Raw genomic sequence first — 16707 nt, forward strand, 5'->3', positions numbered from 1 at the left:
CCTTTCTGACGCTCCGTCAGTTCGCGCGATGCGGGGACTGTACGCCAACGGCCCCCCGCCCGGAAGGGATTCCGGGCGGGGGGCCGTTCGTGAGCGGGGGCGGTCAGCCGCGCTGGATGCCCGTCGTGTCCTGGAGGACGCCGCGGCGGCCGTCCTGCGTCTGGGCCACCAGGCCCGGACCGCGCTGCTCGACCGCCAGGTACCAGGTACCCGGGGCCAGCTCGGCGATCGGCGCCTGCGAGCCGTCCTCCGCGTACAGCGGACGCGCGACCGGGACCGCGAACCAGAACGGCGCGAAGTCCGAGGCCGGCTGCGGGGCCGGAGCGGCCGCCTGCGGCTCGGGCTGGTGCACGGCCGGCGGCTGCGGGGCGGCGGCCTGCGCGCCGAACGGCTGGCCCGCGCCCTGGGAGGGGTCGTGCGGAGCGCCGTACGGCTGCTGCTGCGCACCCGGGTAGCCGTAGCCACCGGGGACACCCGGCTGGCCGGGCTGGCCGGGCTGCATGCCGTACGGCTGCGGGGCCGGAGGCTTGGGCGCGCCGACGAGCGGGGCCTTCAGCGCGGGAACCAGCGGACCGGCGACGGCGGCACCGGCCAGGACCAGGGCGGCGATGAGGCCGAGGACGAGACCGGCGCCGGCGTTCTCCGCCTCGAAGATCCACATGAGCAGGGTCCAGGCGGCGGCGACGGTGAACGCGGCACCGACCTGGCCGAGCTCAAGGCCGGCCACCTTGCGCGGCTGCGGCAGGGAGCGGGAGACGACGACGAGGGCGGCGCCCGCGATCCCGAGGAAGAAGGAGCCCCAGCCGAGCTGCGAGAACTCCCACGAGTTCGGGGTGTCGACCTTGGCACAGATGTCGGCGCCGGCGTCGCAGCCGGCGATGCCGAGGAACGAGGCGATGAACAGCACCACCGCTGCGCCGATCAGCACGCCATCGCCTCGGGTGAGGGAGCGGATATTCACGTAAGAGTCCTTCGTCGGGTCGTCGGTCGTCGCGTCGGGTGGCGCTCAGGTCATGGCGCTCAGGTTCGTGGCACGGGGGGCGGGGCCCCCATCGTACGGAGCGAATCTATCGCCCGCGGGTTCTACCCCTCGAGGTAGGTCGCGATGCCGTCCGCCAGTCCCTGTGCGGCCTTCTGCCGCCACGTCGACGACGTGAGCAGCTGAGCGTCCTTCGGGTCACGCATATTGCCGCATTCGACGAAGACCTTGGGAACGGTCGAGAGGTTGAGGCCCCCGAGGTCGTCCCGTACGTCCAACCCCGTACCGGAACCGATGTAGTTGGCGGGCGAGGTTCCGGTCGCGCGGGCGAACCGGTCCACGATCCGCTCGCCGAGGGCGCGGGAGGGGGCGACGATCTTCGCGGTGTCGGCGGAGCCCGCCCGCACCTTCGCGGGCAGGATCACATGGAAGCCGCGGTTGCCGGCGGCCGAGCCGTCCGCGTGGACGGAGACGACGGCGTCGGCGCGGGCGGCGTTGCCGATCCTGGCCCGCTCGTCGATGCACGGGCCCCAGGGGCGGTCGCCGTCGTGGGTGAGGACCACCTTGGCGCCGCGCGCGGTGAGGAGGTCCCGCAGCCGGTGCGAGACGTCGAAGGTGAACGAGGCCTCCGTGTAACCGGCGTTGGTGGAGGTGCCGGTGGTGTCGCACTCCTTGCGGTTCGTCCCGATGTTGACCTTCTGGTTGATTTCGGTCGAATGGTCGAAGTTGCCGGAGTTGTGGCCGGGGTCGATGACGATGGTCCTGCCGGCGAGCGAGCCGCTGCCCTGGGCGGCGGACGGCGCGTGGGTGGTCCGGGGTGCGGAGGGGGAGGCGGGGGCGGAGGCGGAGGCGAACGGCGGCCGGGACTGCGTCCCGCTCTCGCTCCGGGTGGCCCCCTGGTCCTTCCCCGCCGGCGGCGAGGCCTGTGAGGTGGCGCACCCGGCGAGCACGGCGCAGCAGCCCGTGGCGGCGAGGGCGAGGGCGAGGGTACGGCGGGCGGTGTTCCGGTGGTCGTACGGCACCCCGCGACTTTAGGCCCTGCGCGGGGTGAAACGCCGTAGGGGTGGGTCGCAGGTCGGTCACCGGCTTCATGGATCGGTGGACGCGTGTGAGCGAACCGTGAAGGGTAGGGGGGAAGGGCGACGGTGGGGTGTCACCGCGCATGGACCCACGAGGGGGAACCGTGGTGGGGGAAGAACCGAACGACGCACGTCCCGAGCCGACCGACAGACCTCCGGGCGAGGGCGGCTTGGGCAAGAGCCGCGAGGCGGCGGCGGACCAGGCCGCGCACCGGAACCACGCTGCGCCCCCGGACCCGGCCGCGCACCGGGACCAGGCCGCGCACCGGAATCAGGCTGCGCCCCCGGACCCGGCCGCGCACCCGGACCAGGCTGCGCACTGGAACCACGCTGCGCACCGGGACCCGGCCGCGCACCGGGACCAGGCTGCGCACCCGGACCCGGCCGCGCACCCGGGCCCGGCGCCGACCGGGCCGCCTTCCGGACGGCCACTCGGAGGCCCTTCGGACGGACCTGAGCCGCCGTGGGCACCTCCGGCGCCACCGGCCGCGGCCGGCGGCTTCGGGCCGGCGTCCGGCGCGGGGGCCGGTGCCCCGGGCGCGCCCGGGGCCGGTGCGCCCACGCTCGCCTTCGGGCCGCCGCCAGGTGCGGGGGCCGAGGCCACTCCGCCCACGGCGGCGCCCGGCGCCCCGTCCGGCGCCGCTCCCGGCGCTGGTGGGCCCACGCTCGCCTTCGGGCCGCCGGCCGGCGCCGGGGCCGACGGCGCTCCGCCCGCGGCCGCCTCGTCCGGTGCCGGGCCTGTGCCCGGTCCCGTGGGTGGGCCCGGTGTTGCCCCCGGGCCCGTGACCGCGCCCGGGTGGGCGGGGGTCGGGACCCTGCCGCCGCCGCCCGGCGCCCCGCCGGGCTTCGGCCCGCCGCCCGGGCACGGCCCCCAGCCTCCCGGCGACGCGAACCCGGCGCAGGCCGCCATGGTCGGGCTGCTCAACCTCTCCTGCCTCGGGCTCGGCTACGTCCTGCTGCGGAACTGGGTCGGCGCCGCGGTCTGCTGGCTCGCCACCGCCGTCCTGCTCGTCGCCGCGCTCCCCGCCGACGTCGACGGAGTGCCCTTCGGCCTCCTCGTCGGCTACGGCGTCTTCCTGCTCGCCGTCGCCGCCGACGGCGCCCGGCGCGGACTGCGCGCCACCCTCCGGATCGGGGCCTCCTTCCGGCGCCTCGCGCTCCCGCTCGCCCTCGTGCTGCTCGCCGTCCCCGCGGGCGGTTCGCTCGCGTACGGCGCCGCCCGCGACGAGGCCGAGGAGCAGGCGCTCCTCGAACGGCTCGCGGCGGCGGACTCGCTCGTGAAGTCCGCCGACGGCCTCGCCTTCGACAAGGCCGAGCCGACCTACCGCAAGGCGCTCGACACCTACCAGGACCTCGGCACGAAGCACGCCGGCTCGCGGGCCGGGAAGCTCGTCCCCGACCGCCTCGACGCGTACTACAAGACCGTCTCCGCCCCGTACGACAAGAAGCAGTACTGCGCGGCCGTCCCGCCGCTCAAGCACCTGCGCGAGCTCCCCGCCACCGTCGACAAGGAGCTGCTCGGCTCCCGGCCCGCCAAGACCGACGAGCCGCTCGCCGAGTCGCTCTTCCAGTGCGGCACGGCGGCGCTCGGCGTGCAGACGGCGAACCCGACGGCCGGCGAGAGCCTGAACGAGCTCCTCAGGACCTTCCCGAAGTCCACCCAGGCGACCCGCGTCGAACCGGCCGTCAGGGCAGCCATCAGGACCCGCACCACCGCACTCCGCGGCGCCGAGCCCTGCGACGCCACCGCCGAGCTGCGCGTGCTGCGGTCCTCCCTCGACGACATGGCGGACCCGTCCCTCGAACCCGCCTCGAAGGAGACGGCGGACGCGGTCCAGAAGGGCGACTTCGCCTGCGGCACCGACCAGTTCAGGGACAAGGAGTTCAGCACCGCGGCCACGACCATGACCGACTACGCCAAGACCTACCCGAACAGCCCGCAGGCCGCGCACGCCCGCTCGATCGCCATCGCCGCCGAGATCGCCGAGGAGGAGCCGGCCGCCGGCAAGCGCCTGCCCCCGGCCGACGTCCCCGGCGGCGCCCGCATGGTCATGGTCGTCAGCAACGACGGCCCCGGTGAGGTCGAGCTGCTCTACACGGGCCCGATGACCGGCAAGGTCACCCTCAAGGCGTGCGGGACCTGCACGAAGTACCAGACCCCGCTGCTCGTGAACTCCCCGAAGATCAAGGCCTGCTCGGGGCCGTCCTCGAAGTACCCGAAGGCGACCCTGCTCCTGCCCGCCGGCGACTACCACTTCCTCCAGAAGCGGGCGGCCACCGGCACCTCCACGGCGGGGGACACCAAGTCGAGCAAGACGAAGATCGAACCGGGCTACAGCTACACCAACTGCCTGTACGTGACCTCGCTCTTCTGAGCCGTCACGTGCGTCAGCGGCGGCGCAGCACCCGCAGCGAGTCGGTGACCGAGACCTCCTCGAAGTCACCCGACTCCAGGGCGCGGAGGTAGATCCGGTACGGCGCCTGGCCGCCGTCCTCCGGGTTCGGGAAGACGTCGTGGATGACCAGCAGGCCCCCGGGGGCGACCTTGGGGGCCCAGCCCTCGTAGTCGTTCGTGGCGTGCTCGTCGGTGTGCCCGCCGTCGACGAACACCAGCCCGAGCTGACCGGCCCAGGCCTTCGCGACCAGCGGCGAACGGCCGACCACCGCGATGACGTGCTCCTCCAGGCCCGCCTTGTGGAGCGTCCGGCGGAAGGTCGGCAGGGTGTCCATCAGCCCCACCTCCGGGTCCACCACGCTCGCGTCGTGGTACTCCCAGCCCGGCTGCTGCTCCTCGCTGCCCCGGTGGTGGTCCACGGTCACCGCGACCGTCCCCGCCTGCCGGGCCGCGTCCGCGAGCAGGATCGTCGACCGCCCGCAGTACGTCCCGACCTCGAGCAGCGGCAGTCCCAGCTTCGCCGCCTCGACGGCCGCCCCGTACAGGGCGAGCCCCTCCCCGACGGGCATGAACCCCTTCGCGGCCTCGAAGGCGGCAAGAATCTCGGGCGAGGGCTCGGACATGGTCACTCCTACTGGCGGGTACGCGTCTACGGGCGCCCATGGTGCCCTATGCGCCGCGCGCGAACCACCACGGTCACGGAGCGGCCGCTCTCCAGCGCGGTGCACGTGAAGGGCCCACGGGCCTGACGGCCCGGCGACGGGTCAGCCTCCCGCGAGGACCGCCCGCAGCCGCCGTACGCCCTCCTTCCACTCCTCCCCGTCCGACTCCTCCCAGAGCTCCAGGAGTTCGGACGGCTCGGTGAGGACCCGGTCCAGGGCCTCGACGGCCGTCGGACGCAGCTCCGCCGGAAGGGCGGGCAGCGGCTTCTTCGGGCCGTACGAGGTGGTGACCGGCTCCCCGCCCGGGCACTGCGCCGCCACCAGCGCCGCCGACGCGATCGCCTCCACCGCCAGGTCCGAGTCGAGGTACTCCTCGCCCGTCGTCGTCACCTCGTGGAAGGCCGCGAGCAGGATCCCGGCCCGCTTCTCCTCCGGCGCCTCGTCCACCCGGTACGAGAAGTCGGCGGCGGTGTCGTTGTCGAAGGGGCCGATGTCCCAGGTGCCCATGGCATGCTCGCTCTCGAGAGTCGTTCAGGTCTCCGCGCATCGTGGCAGCCACCACTGACACTCAGTCGTCGATGCCCAGTTGGGTGCGCATGGCCACCTTCATCGCCCCCGGGTTCCCGGCGATGCCGTCACAGGGTCCGCGTCAGGCCTGGGGCCCTTCGAGGTTCTCGATCATGCGCTCCAGGACGCGGACGGCGGTCCCGTACTCCTCCGGTGAGATGCCTTCGACCGATCGGGCGCGGAAGGCGGCCACCCGGGTGCCGACCTCGGTCAGCCGGCGGGTGCCGTCGGGGGTCAGGGCGAGTCGTCCCGGGGCCGGGCGGGAGACCCAGCCGCCGGTGACGGCGGTGTCGATGGCGGCGGTCAGGGCGGGGGCGTCGGCGTTGGCCGAGAGGACCGACAGGACCTCGGCGTCGGTCGTTCCGTCGCCGTCCTCGACGACGTTGAGCACCTGCCAGGCGAGGCGGGTGAGGCCGAACTCCCCGAGTGTGCCGTCCATGACACGCGTGAGGGCTTCGTCGGTGCGGTTGAGCAGGAAGCCGATGGGCTTGGGCCTGCGCTCCATCCGGGACTCTCCAAACGGTGGGGAAGGGGTCAGCGGTGGGACGGTTCCGGCGTCAGTATCGACGTCCAGTCCTGCGTCCGGGCCCAGTCGTCGAAACCGTGCCAGCCGACCTCGGGGAACTCGCGGCGCAGCCCGGCGACGTCCACGTCGAGACCGGTCGTCGTGAAGTACGAGAACATCGCGGCCAGGTCCGTGGACCGGGTGCGCACATGGGCGAGCGGGACCTCCTGGTAGGAGACCGGGCGTCCCATGGCGGCGGCGAGGATGCCGGTCATCTCCCCGGGGGTGCGCTCGTCGGAGGCGATGTCGATGCGCCGGCCCGTGAAGTCCTCGCGGCGCCCGAGGGCGAGCGCGGCGAACGCGCCGATGTCCCGTGAGGAGATGAGCGCGAGCGGGCGGTCGGCCGGCATCGGCCAGGCGAAGGTGCCCTCGCGCAGTCCGTCGGCGGTCCAGCCGCCGGTGTAGTTGTCCATGAACGCGGCGGGGCCGATCACCGTCCAGGGCGTGCCGGAGGCGTAGAGAGAGCGCTCGACCGCCCGCTTGCTCTCGTAGTGCGGGACGCCGGTGTCGCGGTCGGCGTGGGCGACCGAGGTGAGGACGACGTGCCCGAGGCGGGCGGTCGCCGCCGCGTCGACGAGGGCCCTGCCCTGCCGGATCTCGGTCTCGGCGCCGGCCTCGAAGGCGGTGACGGCGAAGAGGGAGTCGGCGCCCGCGAGGGCGGTGTCGAGCGAGGAGCGGTCGTCGAAGTCCGCGTACCGCACCTCGGCGCCGAGGGCGCGCAGGGCGTCGGCGGACGGCGAGTCGGGGCGGCGGGTGAGGGCGCGGACCCGGTGGCCCGCGGCGAGCAGGCTGCGGGCGGTGGCTCCGCCCTGGGCTCCGGTGGCTCCGGTGACGGCGACGGTGAGCATGGTTCCCCCTGGGGTAGTGCCTGGATCGGCGTAGTGGCTGTGCAGTGCATTCTCTGCGTTACACAGAAGACCCTACCCCACTTTCTCTGCGTCACGCAGGTTTTCCCGAATCGGGTTTCTGACCTTCCGTCAGAATGGAACGTGTTCTAGTCTGCGGCCCATGGGCATCGCCATCACGCACGAACAGCGGGAGCTCGCCCGATCCGTCCGGGGCTGGCTCACCCGCGCCGTACCCCCCGAGGAAGTCCGCAAGCACCTGGACGTCCCCGACACCGCCACCGGCCGCCCCGCCTACTGGGACGCCGCCGCCGAACAGGGACTCCTCGGACTGCACCTCCCCGAGGAGCACGGCGGCGGAGGAGGCGACCTCGGAGACCTCGCCGTCGTCGTGGAGGAGGCGGCCAGGGCCCTGCTGCCCGGGCCCTACCTGCCCTCCGCGCTCGCCGCCGAACTCCTCCACCGGTGCGGGCAGCACGAAACCGCGGGCGCGCTCGCGCGTGGGGAGCGGATCGGGGCCGTCGCCCTCGGCGGCACCGGCACCCTCACCGCCGTCCGCACCGCGAGCGGCTACCTCCTCGACGGCACCGCGCCCCCCGTCCTCGGCGGCGCCCAGGCCGGCCTCGTGCTGCTCCGGGCCGCCACCGCCGACGGCTCCGTCTGGCTCGCCGCCGACACCGAGGACCTCGCCGTCCGGCCCCACGAGAGCGCCGACCCCACCCGGCCCACCGCCGAGATCACCGCCCGCGCCGCCCACGTGCCCGCCGCGCGCGCCCTGGACCTCGACACCTCCCTCGTCCACGACCTCGCCGCCGTCCTCTTCGCCGCCGACGCCTGCGGCACCGCCGCCCGTGCCGTCGACACCGCCGCCGAACACGCCCGCACCCGCGAGCAGTTCGGCCGGCCCATCGGACAGTTCCAGGGCGTCAAACACCTCTGCGCCGACATGCTCGTCCGGCTCGAACAGGCCCGCGCCCTCACCTGGGACGCCGCCCGCGCCGGCCAGGACAGCCAGGAGGGAGTCCGCTCCCTCACCGCCGCGCTCGCCGCCGCCACCGCCCTCGACACCGCCTACACCTGCGCCAAGGACTGCATCCAGATCCTCGGCGGCACCGGCTTCACCTGGGAGCACGACGCCCATCTGCTGCTCCGCCGCGCCCTCGTGGCCCGCCAGCTCCTCGGCACCGGCGACCACCACCGGCTCGCCGCCCTCCGGCACGCCTCCGCCGGTGTCCGCCGCGGCCTCCGCCTCGACCTGCCGCCCGAGGCCGACACGTACCGCCGCGAGGCCCGCGAGGCCGTCGCCCCCGCCGCCGGGCTCGATCCGGCCGCCGCCCGGCGCGCCCTGGCCCCCACCGGCTACGCGGCCCCGCACCTCCCGGAGCCGTACGGGCTCGGCGCCGGCCCCCTCCAGCAGCTCGCCGTCCAGCGCGAACTCGACGAGGCCGGGATCACCGTCGCCGGACTCGGCATCGCCACCTGGGTCGTCCCCTCGCTCCTCGCCCACGGCACCCCGGAGCAGCAGGCCGAGCACCTCGGCCCGACCCTGCGCGGCGAACGGCTCTGGTGCCAGCTCTTCTCCGAGCCCGGCGCCGGCTCCGACCTCGCCTCCCTCCGCACCCGCGCCGAACGCACCGAGGACGGGCGCTGGCGGATCAACGGGCAGAAGGTGTGGACGAGCGCCGCCCAGTGGGCCCACCACGGCATCCTGCTCGCCCGCACCGACTCCACCGCCCCCAAGCACCAGGGGCTCACCTACTTCCTCGTCGACATGCGGAACACCCCGGGGATCGACATCCGGCCGCTGAAGGAGATCACCGGGGACTCCCTCTTCAACGAGGTCTGGTTCGACGACGCCCTCCTCCCCGCCGACGCCGTCGTCGGCGAGGTGAACGACGGCTGGCGCGTCGCCCGCAACACCCTCGGCAACGAACGCGTCCACATGGCCGACCAGGTCGCCTTCGACACCGGCCTCGAAGCCGTCATCGACCGGGCCGACCGGGTCGACAGCTCCGTACGCGTACGGATCGGGGCGCTGCTCGCCGAGGCGCACGCGCTCGCGTGCATCGGACTGCGCACCACCCTGCTCCAGGTGTCCGGTCTCGAACCCGGCGCGGGCGCCAGCGTCCGCAAGCTCGTCCAGACCCTCCACCAGCAGAAGCTCGCCGAACTCACCCTCGAACTCCACGGCCCCGAAGGCGCCGTGCGCGAGGGCCCCGGCGAACGGGCCGTCCACGGCCTGCTCATGTCCCGCTGCCTCACCATCGCGGGCGGCACCACGCAAGTACAGCTCAATGTGGTCGCCGAGCGCCTGCTCGGCCTCCCGAAGGACTGAGGGGGAACCTCCTATGGGCAAGGCGTACGTCGTCGGCGTCGGGATGACGAAGTTCGAGAAGCCGGAGACCCGGGACTGGCAGTACTGGGACATGGCCAGGGAGGCGGGCACCGCCGCCCTCGCCGACGCGGGCGTCCCCTACGCGCGCGTGGAGCAGGCCGCCGTCGGCTACTGCTTCCAGGCCTCCACCGCCGGCCAGCGCGCGGTGTACGAACTCGGGCTCTCCGGCATCCCCGTCTACAACCTCAACAACAACTGCGCGACCGGCTCCACCGCCCTCATGACGGCCCGGCAGTTCGTCGAGGGCGGCATCGCCGACTGCGTCCTCGCCCTCGGCTTCGAGAAGATGAGCCGGGGCTCGCTCGGCGGCGGAGCGGGCGGGGCCGGCGACTTCGCCACGTCTCCCGTCGCCCGGCACTACGGCATCATGGCCGCCGCCCACGGCTTCGAGATGTCCCCGCCCACCGCCCAGATCTTCGGCAACGCCGCCCGTGAGCACATGGAGCGGTACGGGACGACCGAGGTGCAGCTCGCGGCCGTCGGCGCCAAGAACCACCAGCACTCGGCGAACAACCCGAACGCCCAGTTCCAGGACGTCTACACGGTCGACGAGATCCTCGCCGCGAAGACCGTCCACCGGCCGCTCACCAAACTCCAGTGCTCGCCCACCTCCGACGGGGCGGCCGCCGCCGTCGTCGTCTCCGAACGCTTCGTCGACGAACACGGGCTGCGCGACCGGGCCGTGGAGATCGCCGGTCAGGCGATGACCACCGACACCGAGGAGTCCTTCGCCTCCGGCTCCTGCATCGACGCCGTCGGCCGCCCGATGTCCCGGGCCGCCGCCCGCCTCGCGTACGAGCGCTCCGGCCTCGGCATCGAGGACGTCGACGTCGTCGAACTCCACGACTGCTTCTCCGTCAACGAGCTGCTGACCTACGAGGCCCTCGGCATGTGCGAGGAGGGCGCCTCCGGCAAGCTCGTCGAGTCGGGCGCCACCACGTACGGCGGGCGCTGGGTCGTGAACCCCTCCGGCGGCCTCATCTCCAAGGGCCACCCGCTCGGCGCGACCGGCCTCGCCCAGGCCGCCGAACTGGTCTGGCAGCTCCGGGGCGAGGCGGGGGCCCGGCAGGTCGCGGGGGCGAGGGTCGGACTGGCGCACAACATCGGCCTGGGCGGCGCGGCGGTGGTGACGCTGCTGCGGAAGGCGTAGGTCCGAGGGCTCGGACACGGCCTCCGAAGGACGTATGTACGGGGCTGAAGCGGTCTGCGACCATGACATTCATGCCGCAGACCGACTCCGCCGCCACCGCCACGTCCTCCGCCGCCCCACCCTCACCCCGCGCATGGACGGTCGTCCTGACCGCCTCCGCGGGGCAGTTCCTCGTCGTCCTCGACGTCTCGGTCGTGAACGTGGCGCTGCCGTCGATGCGGTCCGACCTCGGGCTCTCGGCGGCCGGCCTGCAGTGGGTGATCAGCGCGTACGCGATCGCCTTCGCCGGGTTCATGCTGCTCGGCGGGCGGGCCGCCGACCTCTACGGGCGCAAGGCGATGTTCCTGCTCGGACTCGGGCTCTTCACCGCCGCCTCGGTCGCGGGCGGCCTCGCCCAGGAGGGCTGGCAGCTCGTCGCGGGCCGCGCGGCCCAGGGCCTCGGCGCGGCCGTCCTCTCGCCGGCCACGCTGACCCTGGTCACCGGCGCCGTCGCGGCCGGACCCGCCAGGACCCGGGCCATCGCCACCTGGACGGCGGTCGGCGCGGCCGGCGGCGCGGCGGGCGGCTTCGTCGGCGGGCTCCTCGTCGACCTGCTGTCCTGGCGGTGGGTCCTCCTCGTCAACGTCCCGATCGGCGTGCTCGTCCTGGCGGGCGCCGTGCTGTGGCTCCGCGAGAGCCGCACCGGCACCGGCCGCCGCCTCGACCTGCCGGGCGCCGTCCTCGTCACCGCGGGCCTCGCCACCCTCGCGTACGGCATCGTCCAGACCGAGGAGGCCGGCTGGACCGCCCCGTCGACCCTCCTGACGCTCCTCGGCGGCCTGGCGCTCCTCGCCGTCTTCGTGACCGTGGAGGCCCGCACGGCCGCCCCGCTGATGCCGCTGAAGCTGTTCCGCACGCGGGCGGTGTCGGCGGCCAACGTGGGGATCCTGCTGAGCGGTTCGAGCTCCTTCGGCATGTGGTTCTTCATGACGACATACGCGCAGACCGTCCTCGGCTACAGCCCGCTCCAGGCCGGTCTGGCGCTCGTCCCCAGCTCCCTCAGCGTCATCCTGGGCTCGAAGCTGGCCCCACGCCTCATGCCGTCCGTCGGCGCCCGCAAGCTCGCCGCGACCGGCGCGCTCATCGGGGCCACCGGCTTCGCCTGGCAGTCCACGATGACCGCCGACGGCAGCTTCCTGACGACGATCCTCGGCCCCGGGATCCTGATGATGGCCGGCATCGGCCTGGCCACCACCCCGCTGGCCACCCTCGCCACCTCCAGCGCCGCCCCCGGCGACGCGGGCCTCGTGTCCGGTCTCGTCAACACCTCCCGCACCATGGGCGGCGCCCTCGGCATCGCGATCCTCACCACGCTCGCCACGGCCGTGAGCGGGGCCTCACCGGACCCCGCCGCCCTCACCGCCGGTTACGCGGCGGCCTTCCGCGTCTCGACGGCCGTCCTTGTCGGCGCGGCCCTGCTGATGCTCCTGTGGCTCCCGAAGCGCCCCGCGAAGGCTCAGAGCCAGCCCTGCTGACGTGCCGCCCGCACCGCCTCCATGCGGTTGCGGGTGCCCGTCTTGCCGATCGCGGAGGAGAGGTAGTTCCGTACGGTCGACTCCGAGAGGTGCAGGGTCGCGGCGATGTCCGCGATCGTCGCGCCGTCCACCGAGGCCGCCAGGGCGTCCCGCTCACGCCCCGTCAGGGGGTTCGGGCCCGCGCTCAGGGCCGCCGCCGCGAGCGCCGGATCGATGACCGTCTCGCCCCGCAGCACCTGCCGGACCGCCTCGGCCAGATCCTCCACGGGGCCGTCCTTCACGAGGAAGCCCGCCGCCCCCGCCTCCATCGCCCGCCGCAGATACCCCGGCCGGCCGAAGGTCGTCAGGATCAGCACCCGGCAGTCCGGCACCTCGTCCCGCAGGTCCGCCGCCGCGTCGAGGCCCGAACGCCCCGGCAGTTCGATGTCGAGCAGGGCCACGTCCGGGCGCGCGACGAGCGCCGCGTCGACGATCTCGTCGCCCCGCCCGACCTGCGCCACCACCTCGATGTCGTGCTCCATCCCGAGCAGCAGGGCCAGCGCCCCGCGCATCATGCCCTGGTCCTCGGCGAGCAGCAGTCTGATCATCCCGTGGGCTCCCCCCGGTGCTGTACGGAGGTCTCCACGGGGAGTTCCGCGGTGACCCGGAACCCGCCCCGCGGAGCGGGTCCCGAGTCAAGAGTGCCGCCTGCCGCGGCCACCCGCTCGCGCAGACCGCGCAGTCCGCTCCCCGGGGTGCCGCTCGACGGGCCCCGGCCGTTGTCCGTGACGGTGAGGCGGACCCGGTCCTCCGCGCCGGAGAGGGCGATCTCGCAGCGTGACGCGCCGCTGTGCCGTACCGCGTTCGTCGCCGACTCCCGCACCACCCAGCTCAGCAGGGCCTCCGTCTGGGGCTCCAGGAGCGGGCCCGAGCGGCGCACGACGGGCTCGATGCCGGCCGAGGACAGCGCGTCGCGCGCCCGGTCCAGCTCGGTGGCGAGGCTGCCCTCGCGGTAGCCGGTCACCGCCTCCCGGATCTCGGTGAGCGCCTGACGGCCCACCGACTCGATGTCCGCGACCTGCGCGAGGGCCGCGTCCAGGTCGCGCGGGGCGAGCCGGCGTACGACCTCGGACTTCACGACGATCACCGACAGCGTGTGGCCGAGCAGGTCGTGCAGGTCGCGCGAGAACCGCAACCGTTCCTTCTCGACGGCCGCCCTCGCCAGCTCCTCCCGGGTCGCCCGCAGCTGCCGGACCGTCTCGTCGAGCGCGAGGATCGCCGCCGTCACCATGATCGAGATGAACGTGCCGTACACGATCCCGATGGAGTCCCAGCCGTCCCTCCAGAAGGTCACGGCGCCGACCGCGGCGACCAGCGGGAACGTGATCGCGGGCAGGAGCCGGCCGCGCCGCACCACCGCGCCGACGCCGAGGCCCAGGAGCGGGAAGAGGAGCAGCCACTCCCGGCCGTACCCGATGGCGAGACCGAAGGTGAGCACTCCGAGGCCGATGAGGAGTCCCCAGGTCAGGGGGGTCTCCCGGCAGCGCGGGTCGAAGGCGCGGAACACGATGGCGATGTACAGCGAGTTGAAGGCGAGCAGCCCGAGGCCGCCGATCCACGGGTTCGGCGCATCGCCGCCGAGGAGGTGGGAGAGCGCACCCAGGCCCATCAGGAGCCAGGGGAGCAGACTCAGCCCGCTCGGCCCCCGGTCGTCGCGCTTGCGCGCCGCGGCTCTCCACCGCCGCCAGATCGTCATGTTCACTCCCCGCACCGTCCTCTCCCTATGCCGTCCTCGCCGAACGACGGTACGAGGCCGCCGCGTACGCACCGAACAGTGCCGCCCAGACCGCGATGACCGCGAGCGCCGCCGCGCCCGGCGCGTGGCCTTGGGTGAGCGAGACGCCGAGCTCGGCGAAGCGGTTGGTCGGGGTGTACCCGGAGAGGGAGCGCAGCCAGCCGGGGAAGAGGCTCACCGGGAACCACAGGCCGCCGAGGACCGCGAGGCCCAGGTTGCAGGCGATGTTCGCGACGCCCGTGGTCTGGGCGGTGAGGCGGTAGCCGTTGCCGATGCCGAGGAACGTGAAGGGGAGCGAGCCGAGCCAGAGGGTGAGCGTGACCACGGCCCACTGCCAGGCCGCCAGGTGGACGCCGTTGAACAGGCCGCCGGCGAGGAGGACTCCGAGGATCGACGGGAGCACCACCACCGAGCCGGTGAGGGCGCGGCCGGTGACGACCTGGCGCGGGGACATCGGGGTGATCCGCAGCTGCCGCAGCCAGCCGGACCCCTTGTCCTCGGCGACGCCCGTGCCGGTGGACAGGGCGGCGCCGAGCGCTCCGTACGCCGCCATGCCGACCATGGAGGCGGCCTTCCACTCCTCCTCGTTCTGGCCGCCGAGGTTGGTGAAGAGGAGGTACATCATCACCGGGACGGCGATGGTGCCGATGGCGAACCCGGTGTCGCGCAGGGTGCGGCGGACTTCGAGGCGTACGTACTCGGTGATCATCGGGTCGTCTCCAGGGCGGGGGCCTGCGCGGCCGGGGCGTGCGCGGTGAGGGTGAGGAAGGCGTCGTTGAGGGACACGGGGGCGACTTCGAGGCCCCGGATCGCGTCGCGGTCGGCGAGCGCGCGGACGGTCGCGTCGGAGTCGTCGGTGTGGAGCCGGGCGCGGTCGCCGCGGATCTCGACGGCGGTCACTCCGGGGAGCAGGGTCAGGCCCTCGCTGGGGGCGCCGGCCAGGTCGAAGGAGACGAGGCTGCCGCCTGCCGCGCGCTTGAGCTGCTCGGCGGTGCCGTCGGCGAGGACGCGGCCGGAGTCGACGACGACGATCCGGTCGGCGCTGGCGTCGGCCTCCTCCAGGTAGTGGGTGGAGAAGAGGATCGTGTTGCCGCGCCGGGCGTAGCCCCGCATCGACTCCCAGAAGATCTCGCGGGCCTCGACGTCGAGGGCGGCGGTGGGCTCGTCGAGGACGATCAGCTCGGGGTTGCCGACGAGGGCGACGGCGAAGCGGACGCGCTGGACCTGGCCGCCGGAGAGCCGGTCGACCCGGCGGCCGGCGAGGTCGGTGAGGCCGGCGAGCGCGAGGGCCTCGGAGACCGGCATGGGCTCGGGGTAGGTCCGGGCGACGAAGGTGACGAGCTCGCGGACGGTGACCCGGGGGACCGGGCGGCCGTCCTGGAGCATCGCGCCGACGCGGCCGGCGGCGACGGCCTGGGCCGGGGTGCCGTCGAAGATCCGCACCTCGCCGCCGTCGGGCTCGTCGAGGCCGAGGAGCAGGCCGATGGTGGTGGACTTGCCGGCGCCGTTGCGGCCGAGCAGGGCGACGGTCTCGCCGCGGCGGATGGTGAGGTCGATGCCGTCCACGGCGCGGACCGGTCCGAAGGACCGGGTGACTCCGGTGAAGGCGACCGCTGTCTCGTTCTTCATGCCTCCGACGCTACGGAGCGGGGCCCGGGGTCCGGCAGGCGTGAATGTACGGACCCGGCCGTGACAAATGTCCCGGGCCCCTCATCTGACGTACCGTCAGGAGGGCTTCACAACCCCCCGCCCCTCCGCTATACATGGGTCACCGAACTGGAACGCGTTCTAGATCCGGCGCGTATCGGGACGGTCCCGCACGGCCTCGGTGCGGTCGACGGTGCGGACGGCCGCGCCGAGGTCTCCACCCGCCACAAGGAGCAGCAGCCCGATGCCCATCGACCCCGCAAAGGCCGTCGCCGCGGAACCCCGCAGCGCCGAGATCTCCTGGGACCACAAGGACGTCCAGCTCTACCACCTGGGCCTCGGGGCGGGCTCGTCCCAAGGCAAACCCAGCCCCGCGACCGACCCGGACGAGCTCCGCTACACCCTGGAGTCCAAGCTCCACGTCCTGCCCAGCTTCGCCACCGTCGCGGGCGCCGGCATGGGGGTCGTCGGCGGGCTCTCCGCCCCCGGCATCGACATCGACCTCGCCGCCGTCCTGCACGGCGGCCAGTCGATCACCCTCCACCGCCCGCTGCCCACCGGCGGCCGCGCCGTCTCCACCTCCCGCGTCGCCGCCGTGTACGACAAGGGCAAGGCCGCGGTCCTCGTCCTGCGCTCCGAGGCCGCCGACGAGGACGGGCCGCTCTGGACCAGCGACGCGTCGATCTTCGTACGGGGCGAGGGCGGCTGGGGCGGCGACCGCGGGCCCTCCGAGCGCCTCGCCCTCCCGGACCGCGAGCCCGACGCCACCGTCGAGCGGCCCATCCGCGAGGAACAGGCCCTGCTCTACCGGCTCTCCGGCGACTGGAACCCGCTCCACGCCGACCCCGAGTTCGCCAAGCTGGCCGGCTTCGACCGGCCGATCCTGCACGGCCTCTGCTCGTACGGCATGACCCTCAAGGCGGTGGTGGACACGGTGCTCGGCGGGGACGTCACCCGGGTCCGCGCGTACCGCACCCGCTTCGCCGGGATCGTCTTCCCGGGCGAGACCCTGCGCATCCGGATGTGGGCCGGGGACGGCCGCGTCCAGGTGGCGGTGACGGCCGTGGAGCGCGACGACGCCCCGGTCCTCGCCGACACCCTCGTCGAACACTCGTAGACCCATCACGGAGGGAGC

Annotated in this window: 15 protein-coding genes; 5 read left to right on the forward strand and 10 right to left on the reverse strand. The window is 74.0% G+C overall.

Translation table 11 applies throughout. From position 1 onward, the window contains the following. Nucleotides 1–103 precede the first annotated feature (103 nt). Nucleotides 104–961, reverse strand: coding sequence for a hypothetical protein (locus ACF07V_RS09155; protein ID WP_392152627.1), 858 nt, complete (start codon nucleotides 959–961; stop codon nucleotides 104–106). Nucleotides 962–1083: 122 nt separating this feature from the next. Continuing rightward, complete coding sequence (locus tag ACF07V_RS09160) at nucleotides 1084–2001, reverse strand: N-acetylmuramoyl-L-alanine amidase (protein WP_392152629.1); 918 nt, start codon at nucleotides 1999–2001, stop codon at nucleotides 1084–1086. Between the two features lie 839 nt (nucleotides 2002–2840). On the opposite strand from ACF07V_RS09160, the gene ACF07V_RS09165 reads away from it, so the two are divergent. Continuing rightward, complete coding sequence (locus ACF07V_RS09165; protein ID WP_392152631.1) at nucleotides 2841–4433, forward strand: hypothetical protein; 1593 nt, start codon at nucleotides 2841–2843, stop codon at nucleotides 4431–4433. A gap of 13 nt (nucleotides 4434–4446) precedes the next feature. On the opposite strand, the gene ACF07V_RS09170 is transcribed toward ACF07V_RS09165, so the two are convergent. The 4 genes from ACF07V_RS09170 to ACF07V_RS09185 form a co-directional block, all read right to left on the reverse strand. Continuing rightward, nucleotides 4447–5076, reverse strand: a complete 630-nt coding sequence (locus ACF07V_RS09170; RefSeq protein ID WP_392152633.1) for a class I SAM-dependent methyltransferase — start codon at nucleotides 5074–5076, stop codon at nucleotides 4447–4449. 141 nt (nucleotides 5077–5217) lie between these two features. Next, nucleotides 5218–5622, reverse strand: a complete 405-nt coding sequence (locus ACF07V_RS09175; protein WP_392152635.1) for a DUF4259 domain-containing protein — start codon at nucleotides 5620–5622, stop codon at nucleotides 5218–5220. A gap of 142 nt (nucleotides 5623–5764) precedes the next feature. Further along, on the reverse strand, nucleotides 5765–6187 hold the full coding sequence (locus ACF07V_RS09180) for a MarR family winged helix-turn-helix transcriptional regulator (RefSeq protein WP_392152636.1): 423 nt from the start codon (nucleotides 6185–6187) through the stop codon (nucleotides 5765–5767). 29 nt (nucleotides 6188–6216) lie between these two features. Continuing rightward, nucleotides 6217–7095 carry an NmrA/HSCARG family protein gene (locus ACF07V_RS09185; protein WP_392152637.1) on the reverse strand — a complete coding sequence of 293 codons (879 nt, stop codon included), beginning with the start codon at nucleotides 7093–7095 and terminating at the stop codon, nucleotides 6217–6219. A gap of 160 nt (nucleotides 7096–7255) precedes the next feature. Between ACF07V_RS09185 and ACF07V_RS09190 the strand changes: the two genes are divergently transcribed. The 3 genes from ACF07V_RS09190 to ACF07V_RS09200 all read left to right on the forward strand — a co-directional run bounded on the left by ACF07V_RS09190 (nucleotide 7256) and on the right by ACF07V_RS09200 (nucleotide 12151). Next, on the forward strand, nucleotides 7256–9427 hold the full coding sequence (locus ACF07V_RS09190) for an acyl-CoA dehydrogenase (protein WP_392152638.1): 2172 nt from the start codon (nucleotides 7256–7258) through the stop codon (nucleotides 9425–9427). 13 nt (nucleotides 9428–9440) lie between these two features. After that, nucleotides 9441–10637: a lipid-transfer protein gene (locus tag ACF07V_RS09195; protein WP_392152639.1), complete on the forward strand. Its 1197-nt coding sequence runs from the start codon at nucleotides 9441–9443 to the stop codon at nucleotides 10635–10637. 62 nt (nucleotides 10638–10699) lie between these two features. Next, entirely contained in the window at nucleotides 10700–12151 is a 1452-nt protein-coding gene (locus ACF07V_RS09200; RefSeq protein WP_392152640.1) for an MFS transporter, read from the forward strand. On the opposite strand, the gene ACF07V_RS09205 is transcribed toward ACF07V_RS09200, so the two are convergent. Genes ACF07V_RS09205 through ACF07V_RS09220 form a run of 4 tightly spaced genes read right to left on the reverse strand, consistent with a single transcriptional unit; the run spans nucleotide 12133 to nucleotide 15554 of the window. Further along, nucleotides 12133–12738, reverse strand: coding sequence for a response regulator transcription factor (locus tag ACF07V_RS09205; RefSeq protein ID WP_359516619.1), 606 nt, complete (start codon nucleotides 12736–12738; stop codon nucleotides 12133–12135). The two genes, ACF07V_RS09200 and ACF07V_RS09205, sit on opposite strands and share 19 nt — an antisense overlap. Beyond that, on the reverse strand, nucleotides 12735–13886 hold the full coding sequence (locus tag ACF07V_RS09210; RefSeq protein WP_392152641.1) for a sensor histidine kinase: 1152 nt from the start codon (nucleotides 13884–13886) through the stop codon (nucleotides 12735–12737). The genes ACF07V_RS09205 and ACF07V_RS09210 overlap by 4 nt, the downstream gene beginning before the upstream one ends. Nucleotides 13887–13911: 25 nt before the next feature. Continuing rightward, complete coding sequence (locus tag ACF07V_RS09215; RefSeq protein ID WP_392152642.1) at nucleotides 13912–14634, reverse strand: ABC transporter permease; 723 nt, start codon at nucleotides 14632–14634, stop codon at nucleotides 13912–13914. Continuing rightward, complete coding sequence (locus ACF07V_RS09220) at nucleotides 14631–15554, reverse strand: ABC transporter ATP-binding protein (RefSeq protein ID WP_392152644.1); 924 nt, start codon at nucleotides 15552–15554, stop codon at nucleotides 14631–14633. The genes ACF07V_RS09215 and ACF07V_RS09220 overlap by 4 nt, the downstream gene beginning before the upstream one ends. A 262-nt stretch (nucleotides 15555–15816) precedes the next feature. Between ACF07V_RS09220 and ACF07V_RS09225 the strand changes: the two genes are divergently transcribed. Beyond that, a complete protein-coding gene (locus ACF07V_RS09225) occupies nucleotides 15817–16689 on the forward strand; it encodes a MaoC/PaaZ C-terminal domain-containing protein (protein ID WP_392152645.1) in 873 nt (290 codons plus the stop codon). The last annotated feature ends 18 nt before the right edge of the window (nucleotides 16690–16707 follow it).

It is taken from the genome of Streptomyces sp. NPDC015661, assembly GCF_043077765.1.
In the GTDB taxonomy this organism is placed as follows: domain Bacteria; phylum Actinomycetota; class Actinomycetes; order Streptomycetales; family Streptomycetaceae; genus Streptomyces.